Below are 7,574 nucleotides of genomic sequence, written 5' to 3'. Positions count from 1 at the left end.
CAGGCGCGGGAAGAGGTAGAGCGCGCCCTTCGGCTTCACGCAGGTCACGCCGGGGATCTGGGTGAGCAGGTCGTACGCGATGTCCCGCTGCTCCATCCCGAAAACCCCCAGCTCAGCCCCACCCCACCCCCGCCCCCCAGTGGCGCAACACTCCAGCAACACCATCTCGTCGACCGCCTCGGTATGGTCCAGCGCATGCCAGCCGAACGCATCCGTGAGCACACCGTGCCCCTCGCCGCCGCACGTCGGCGGCGGCTGCGTGCGGATCAGGCTCGGCAGCTCGCCGACCTGCTGCGCCACCAGGTGCGTACCGGCGGCTTCCCCGACGGCGTACTGCCCCTCGAAGGCGCGATCGGCGCCGACTACCGCGTCTCGCGCAACACCGTGCGCATGGCGCTCGACCTCCTCCGCACCGAGGGGCTGGTCGAACGGCAGCCGGGCGTCGGCACCGTCGTCGTCTGCGAGAAGTACTCCCACGGCCTCGAACGCCTCCAGGGCCTCGCCGAGATCCTGCGCGAGCACGGCGAGGTCGACAACGAGGTACGTACCGTCGGCCCCGTCCCCGCACCCGCACCCGTGGCGCGGCGGCTGGGCGTCGCGGAGCACGCCGACGTGCTCTACATCGAGCGGCTGCGCCGGCTGAACGGCCTGCCCCTCTCCCTCGACCTCACCTACGTCCCCATGGACCTCGGCGCCGGGCTGCTCGGCTGCGACCTGGAGCACACCGACGTGTTCCGGCTGCTGGAGACCCTGACCGGGCAGCCGCTCGGCGCCGCCGAGATCACCCTCGAGGCCGTCAACGCCGACGCGCACTCCGCCGCCGTGCTCCAGGCCCCGCGCGGCTCGGCCGTGCTGATGCTGGAGCGGCTCACCCATCTCTGCGACGGGCGGCCCGTGGACCTGGAGTTCATCCGGTTCCGCGGCGACCGCATCGCGATGAGCGGTCTCCTCCACCGCTCGGCCTGAGGTCTCAGACCACCCTCTCCCACCGCCCCCGGACCCCCGCCCCACCCCTTTCCTGGAGACAGCCATGCCCCTGGCCCCCCAGCGCGCCGACGTGCCCGTGACCATCGACGAGTCGAAGTGCATCGACGGCTGCACCCTCTGCGTCGACATGTGCCCGCTCGACTCCCTCGCGATCAACCCGGACAGCGGCAAGGCGTTCATGCACGTCGACGAGTGCTGGTACTGCGGCCCGTGCGCCGCCCGGTGTCCCACCGGCGCGGTCACGGTCAACATGCCCTACCTGCTCCGTTGAAAGGCACTCGACTCCCATGAAGCACAAGGCACTTGCGGCCGCCGTCGCCGTCTCCCTGACCGTCCCGCTCGCCGCGGGCTGCGGCGCGGACGCGAACGCCGACGGGTCCAGGACGGTCACCGTGACCGTCGGCTACCAGTCCAAGACGATCAACACCGTCACCGCCGGCACCCTGCTCCGCTCCCTCGGCTACTTCGAGCGCGAGCTGCGCGAGCGCGGCGCGAAGGACGGGGTCACGTACAAAGTGGAGTGGCAGGACTACGCCACCGGCGCGCCGATCACCGCGCAGATGACCGCCGGGAAGATCGACATCGGTTCGATGGGCGACTTCCCGCTGCTGATCAACGCGGCCCGCGGCAAGCAGCTGAACCGCCCGACCAAGCTCGTCTCGGTCACCGGCTACAACCTGCGCGGCGGCCTCAACACCATCGTCGTCCCACCGGACTCGAAGCTGGCCGACCTGGAGGACCTGCGCGGCAAGAAGGTCTCCACCAGCGTCGGATCGGCGGCCGACGGCACACTCGTACGGGCGCTTCAGCGGGCGGACATCGATCCGGAGGACGACGTCCGCAAGCTCAACCAGCAGCCCGCCGTCGGCGCGTCCGCGCTCCAGGCGGGCAGCGCGGACGCCCTCTCGCAGTTCGTGGCCTGGCCGGGGCTGCTGGCCTTCCAGGGCCGGGCGAAGGCGCTGTACGACGGGGCCGAGCTGAACCTGCCGACCTTCCACGGGGTCACGGCCCGCGAGGACTTCGCGAAGGAGCGGCCCGCCCTGCTGGAGGACTTCCTCCGCGCCCAGGCGGAGGCGACCGAGTATCTGCGCACGCATCCGGTGGAGGCCGCCGAGTCGGTGGCGAAGGCGACGGGCCTGCCGCCGGAGGTCGTCTACCTCTACAACGGCGCGAACGGCATCTCCACCTTCGACGTGACGGTCAAGCCCTCGCTCGTGGCGGCGCTCAAGGAGGACGTGCCGGTGCTGCGCTCCGCGAAGCTGGTGGGCGACGTGGACGTGGACGCGTTCGTCGACGACCAGTACGTGAAGCGCGCGTACGGCCCCGACTACGCGAAGGCGCTCGCGGCGAAGCCCCCGCGGCACCGGAGCGAGGTCTGGCCCAAGGACGCGCGGAAGACGCTCGCCTTCGACACCCCCGCCCAGCTGCTGGCCCACGTCGCCGCCCACCGGGACGCGGTGCGCGCCGCGTACGTCCCCGACGCGACGACGGGCACGCTCTGGTTCGCCGACAAGGCGGTCTGGGTGGCGGACGGCGAGGAGTTGAAGCCCTTCGTCACCTCGGCGGCGGCCGAGGCGTACGTTGCCGGCCACGCCGGGGCCCGTACGCTCTCCTACGCCCAGGCGCTGGACCAGGCGTCATGAGGGCCGTGCTCCGGGTGCTCTCCCTGGCCGTCGCGCTGGGCGCGTGGCAGCTGCTGACCTCCCTCGACGTCAATCTATGGCTGCGCTTCGAGCAGTTCCCGACGGTGACCGAGGTGGCGGCGGAGTTCGGGGAGCGGGTCGGCAGCGGTCCGTACTGGCAGGATCTGACGGACAGTCTCACCCGTATCGTCACCGGCTTCGCGCTCGCGGCGGTGCTGGGGATCGTGATCGGCACGGCGATCGCCCGCTCGCGGCTGACGGCGGACCTGCTGGGCCCGATCGTGGAGGTGCTGCGCCCGATCCCGGCGATCGCCCTGGTGCCGGTGGCGATCCTGCTGTTCCCCAGCAACGAGCAGGGGATCGTCTTCATCACCTTCACGGCGGCGTTCTTCCCCGTCCTGGTCTCCACCCGCCACGCGGTGCGCGCCCTGACCCCGGTCTGGGAGGAGGCGGTGCTCACGATGGGCGGCGGCCGCTGGCGCGTCCTGGGCTCGGTGGTCCTGCCGGGCGCGCTGCCCGGAATCCTGGGCGGCCTCTCGGTGGGGATCGGGGTCTCGTGGATCTGCGTGATCTCCGCGGAGATGATCTCGGGCGAGTACGGAGTGGGGTACCGGACCTGGCAGGACTACACGGTGGTCGACTACCCCGGGGTCTTCGTCGGCATGGCGACGATCGGCGTGCTGGGGTGGCTGACGTCGACGGCGGTAGAGGTGGCGGGCCGACGCGTGACGAACTGGCTGCCGCGGACCGAGACGGTGCCTTCCAGGGCTGCGTCCACGGGCAAGGCCAGGGCGAGGGCCAGGGCCAGGGCTAGGAGTACGTCCGGGTCTGCGTACGGGTCCGGGTCCGGGGCCGAGTCCGGGTCCAGGCCTGCGTCCGAGTCCGCGTCCGGGTCCAGGTCTGCTTCCGGGTCCGCGTCTGCGTCTGCGTCCGGGTCCTCTGCGGCGAGGCTGCGTCCCGGCCGCTTCGGGAAGCCGTCCCGCGCCCAAGGCTCGGACCCCTCGCCGTCCGAACAGTCAACCGCCCCGGGCTCCGCTCCTCAGACGCCGGCCGGACTGAGTTGACCGGGCTCCCCCGCCCCGGCCCCCACCCCAGTCCCCACCCTGAAGGGAACCCCCGTGACCGCCGTCTCCGCCAAGACCCTCGCTCCGACCGCCTCCCCGGCCGCGCCCCCGCGCGGCTCGCGGCTGGTGCTCCGTCGCGCGTCCCTCGGGCGGGCGGGCGGCGCCGTCGTCGACGGGCTCGACCTGGACGTCAGCCCCGGCGAGATCCTCACCGTCGTCGGGCCCTCCGGCTGCGGGAAGTCGACCCTCCTGCGCACCCTCGCCGGCCTGCTGCCGCCGCTCGGCGGGGAGGTCGCCCAGGACGGGGAGCCCATCACCGCGCCCCGCGCCGACCGCGCCCTCGTCTTCCAGGACGACGCGCTGCTGCCCTGGCGCACCGTGCGGGCCAACGTCGAACTGCCCCTGGCCATCAAGGGAGTTCCCCGCGGCGAGCGGCGGCGGCGCGCCGAGGAGTGGATCGCGCGGGTCGGGCTCGCCGGGCACGAGGCCAAGCTGCCGCACCGGATCTCCGGCGGGCAGCGACAGCGCGTACAGCTCGCCCGCGCCCTGGCCGCCGAGCCGCGCGCCGTCCTCATGGACGAGCCGTTCGGCGCGCTCGACGCGCAGACCCGCGCCGGGATGCAGCGGCTCCTCGTCGACGTGCTCGAAGGCACCGGCGCGACCGTCGTCTTCGTCACCCACGACGTCGACGAGGCCCTCTTCCTCGGCGACCGCGTCGCCCTCCTCGCCACCGGCCGCGTCCTGGACGTCCCCCGGCCCCGCGACCGCGAGGCCCCGACGAACGCGGAGCTGCGCCGCGAGGTCCTCGCCTCACTCGCCTCCTGACCTCGGATCCCTGACCTCGGACCCCTGATCTCGAATCCGCGCTCTCGCCTCCCGACCTCGGCGCCCGATCGCGGCTCCTCGGCTCCTCGGCTCCCGACCTCGGCTCGTGAAAGGCCCCCCGTCATGCAGATCCCCGAACTCACCGACGCGGAAGAGCTGTCCTGCGACGTCCTCGTCGTCGGCGGCGGCACCGCCGGCACCATGGCCGCGCTCACCGCCGCCGAGCACGGCGCGCGGGTGCTGCTGCTGGAGAAGGCGCACGTCCGCCACTCCGGCGCCCTCGCCATGGGCATGGACGGCGTCAACAACGCCGTCATCCCGGGCCGCGCCGAGCCCGACGACTACGTCGCCGAGATCACCCGCGCCAACGACGGCATCGTCGACCAGTCCACGGTCCGCCAGACCGCGACCCGCGGCTTCGCGATGGTCCAGCGCCTGGAGTCGTACGGCGTGAAGTTCGAGAAGGACGAGCACGGCGAGTACGCCGTCCGCCAGGTCCACCGGTCCGGCTCCTACGTCCTGCCGATGCCCGAGGGCAAGGACGTCAAGAAGGTCCTCTACCGGCAGCTGCGCCGCCGCGAGATGCGCGAGAAGATCCAGATCGAGAACCGGGTGATGCCCGTCCGTATCCTGACCGCGGACGGGAAGGCGGTGGGGGCCGCCGGCTTCAACACCCGTACGGGACAGTTCGTCACCGTCCGCGCGGGCGCGGTCATCCTCGCCACCGGCGCCGCGGGCCGCCTCGGACTGCCGGCCTCCGGCTATCTGTACGGCACCTACGAGAACCCCACCAACGCCGGCGACGGCTACGCCATGGCCTACCACGCCGGCGCGGACCTCACCGGCATCGAGTGCTTCCAGATCAACCCGCTGATCAAGGACTACAACGGCCCCGCCTGCGCCTACGTCGCCAACCCCTTCGGCGGCTACCAGGTCAACCGGCACGGCGAGCGCTTCGTCGACTCCGACTACTGGTCCGGCCAGATGATGGCCGAGTTCGCCGAGGAGCTCGCCTCCGACCGCGGCCCGGTCTACCTCAAGCTCAGCCATCTCCCCGAGGAGTCCCTCAGCGCGCTGGAGGGCATCCTGCACTCCACCGAGCGCCCCACGCGCGGCACCTTCCACGCCGGGCGCGGCCATGACTACCGCACGCACGACGTCGAGATGCACATCTCGGAGATCGGCCTGTGCGGCGGCCACTCCGCCTCGGGCGTACGCGTCGACGACCACGCCCGCACCACCGTCCCTCGGCTGTACGCGGCCGGCGACCTCGCCTGCGTCCCGCACAACTACATGATCGGGGCGTTCGTCTTCGGCGAGCTGGCGGGCGCGGACGCCGCGCAGCACACGCCGTACGAGGGCGAGCTGCCCGCCGGCCAGCTGCGCGAGGCCCACGAGCTGGTCTACCGGCCGCTGCGCAACCCGGAAGGACCGCCACAGCCCCAGGTCGAGTACAAGCTCCGCCGCTTCGTCAACGACTACGTCGCCCCGCCCAAGTCCGGCGCGCGGCTCTCGCTCGCCGTCGAGCACTTCGAGCGAATGCGCGGCGAGATCGAGCAGATGGGCGCCCAGAGCCCGCACGAGCTGATGCGCTGCGCCGAGGTGAGCTTCATCCGCGACTGCGCCGAGATGGCGGCCCGCTCCTCCCTGGCCCGCACCGAGTCCCGCTGGGGCCTCTACCACGAGCGCACGGACCATCCGGTGCGCGACGACGAGTCCTGGCTGCACCACCTCGACCTGCGCAAGTCCCCTTCCGGGGCGATGGAGTTCACGGCCCGCCCGGTCGCCCCCTACCTGGTGCCGGTCGACGCGTACGAACCGACCGGCGGTCCCGAGCGGCACATCGGCGAGGTCCACCCGGAGCAGGTCGCGACGGCGGGGAGGCGCGAGGTCGCGCCCATCGGCTCGGGCGTGCGCGCGCAGCCGCAGGCCGCGGTCGCGCCGGTCTCCCGCTCCCCGCGCATCCTGGAGCTGCACGCCCTCGTCGAGGACGAGCCCGAGCTGCCCGCGCTGCGGCCGTTCCTGGCCGACCCCGACCCGGCCGTGCGGCGCGCCGCCGTCGCCGCGCTGACCGAGACCGTCCCGCCCGGCGCCGGCCCCGCGCTCGCCGCCGTGCTCGGGGACGACGACCCGGGGGTCCGCGCGGCCGCCGCGGCCTGCCTGCGCGAGCTGGTCGAAGTCCTGCCCGCGGACGCCGAACTGGCCGACGCGCTCGCCGCGGCGCTCGGCGTCGACGACCCGTCCGTCCGCGCCGCCTCCCTGGACGTCCTGCGGGCCCTGCGGCTCGGCGGGGAGGCGCTCTTCGCCGCCGCGCTCGCGGACTCGGCCGTCGAGGTGCGCATCGAGGCCGTACGCGCGCTGGTCTCGGTGGACGCGGCCGACGCCCTCGCCCGCGCCACGGCGGACCCGGCCCGCGAGGTCCGCGTCGCCGTCGCCCGGAGCCTGGACGACCCGCACGCCGTGGCGTCCCTGCTCCACGACTCCGACCCGCTGGTCCGCGCCGCGGCCCTCCAGGCGCTGGGGCGCACCGGCTGCCCGGCGCCCTACCCGTCCACGGCGCTCGACGCCCTGGACGACACCGCCTGGCAGGTCCGGGCGGGCGCGGCAACGGCTCTGTCCGCGGCGGAAGCGGAGGTGGCGGTCCCGGCGCTGGCCAAGACGCTCGCCGACCCGAACGCCGACGTCCGCAGGGCCGCCGTCCTCGCCCTGCTCGCCCACGCCCCCCACGAGGACGCCCGCACGGCGCTGGCCACGGCGCTCACCGACCCCGACGCAGACGTCCGCGCCTACGCCGCCCGGGCCGCGTGACACCCCGCCCATAGCCACGCCCCCTATATGCGGGGGCTCCGCCCCCACACCCCCGCGCCTCAATCGCCGGCGGGGCTGAATGTGCGCCTCAAACGCCGGCGGGGCTGGGTTCGCCTCAAACGCCGGCGGGGCTGGAAGTGCGGCTCGACCCCCGACGGGGCTCGGGTTCGCCTCAAACGCCGGCGAGGCTGAGTGCGGTCCTCAAGCGCCGGACGGGCTGGATACTCAGCCCGTCCGGCGATTGAGG

The 7,574-nt window shown here is 73.5% G+C and carries 5 protein-coding genes and 1 pseudogene; all 6 read left to right on the top strand.

Translation table 11 applies throughout. The features are described 5' to 3' along the window. Positions 1 to 195: 195 nt before the first annotated feature. The 6 genes and pseudogenes from AB0M39_RS40775 to AB0M39_RS40750 all read left to right on the top strand — a co-directional run bounded on the left by AB0M39_RS40775 (position 196) and on the right by AB0M39_RS40750 (position 7,327). Positions 196 to 966, top strand: a complete 771-nt coding sequence (locus AB0M39_RS40775; RefSeq protein WP_365373909.1) for a GntR family transcriptional regulator — start codon at positions 196 to 198, stop codon at positions 964 to 966. Between the two features lie 64 nt (positions 967 to 1,030). Further along, positions 1,031 to 1,258 carry a ferredoxin family protein gene (locus AB0M39_RS40770; RefSeq protein WP_365373906.1) on the top strand — a complete coding sequence of 76 codons (228 nt, stop codon included), beginning with the start codon at positions 1,031 to 1,033 and terminating at the stop codon, positions 1,256 to 1,258. A gap of 16 nt (positions 1,259 to 1,274) precedes the next feature. Beyond that, positions 1,275 to 2,630 carry an ABC transporter substrate-binding protein gene (locus AB0M39_RS40765; protein WP_365373904.1) on the top strand — a complete coding sequence of 452 codons (1,356 nt, stop codon included), beginning with the start codon at positions 1,275 to 1,277 and terminating at the stop codon, positions 2,628 to 2,630. Further along, positions 2,627 to 3,382, top strand: a pseudogene (locus tag AB0M39_RS40760) (ABC transporter permease); the annotation flags it as partial. The gene AB0M39_RS40765 and the pseudogene AB0M39_RS40760, both read left to right, overlap by 4 nt. A gap of 366 nt (positions 3,383 to 3,748) precedes the next feature. Continuing rightward, on the top strand, positions 3,749 to 4,519 hold the full coding sequence (locus tag AB0M39_RS40755; protein WP_365373901.1) for an ABC transporter ATP-binding protein: 771 nt from the start codon (positions 3,749 to 3,751) through the stop codon (positions 4,517 to 4,519). 123 nt (positions 4,520 to 4,642) lie between these two features. Beyond that, entirely contained in the window at positions 4,643 to 7,327 is a 2,685-nt protein-coding gene (locus AB0M39_RS40750) for a fumarate reductase/succinate dehydrogenase flavoprotein subunit (protein WP_365373898.1), read from the top strand. The last annotated feature ends 247 nt before the right edge of the window (positions 7,328 to 7,574 follow it).

It is taken from the genome of Streptomyces sp. NPDC051907, assembly GCF_040681075.1.
Lineage (GTDB): Bacteria > Actinomycetota > Actinomycetes > Streptomycetales > Streptomycetaceae > Streptomyces.
This window is presented reverse-complemented; position numbering and strand designations above follow the sequence as displayed.

Coding starts and splice junctions, on each gene's coding strand:
- AB0M39_RS40775 (WP_365373909.1), top strand. CDS start 196: ATGCCAGCCGAACGCATCCGTGAGCACACCGTGCCCCTCGCCGCCGCA.
- AB0M39_RS40765 (WP_365373904.1), top strand. CDS start 1,275: ATGAAGCACAAGGCACTTGCGGCCGCCGTCGCCGTCTCCCTGACCGTC.
- AB0M39_RS40750 (WP_365373898.1), top strand. CDS start 4,643: ATGCAGATCCCCGAACTCACCGACGCGGAAGAGCTGTCCTGCGACGTC.
- AB0M39_RS40770 (WP_365373906.1), top strand. CDS start 1,031: ATGCCCCTGGCCCCCCAGCGCGCCGACGTGCCCGTGACCATCGACGAG.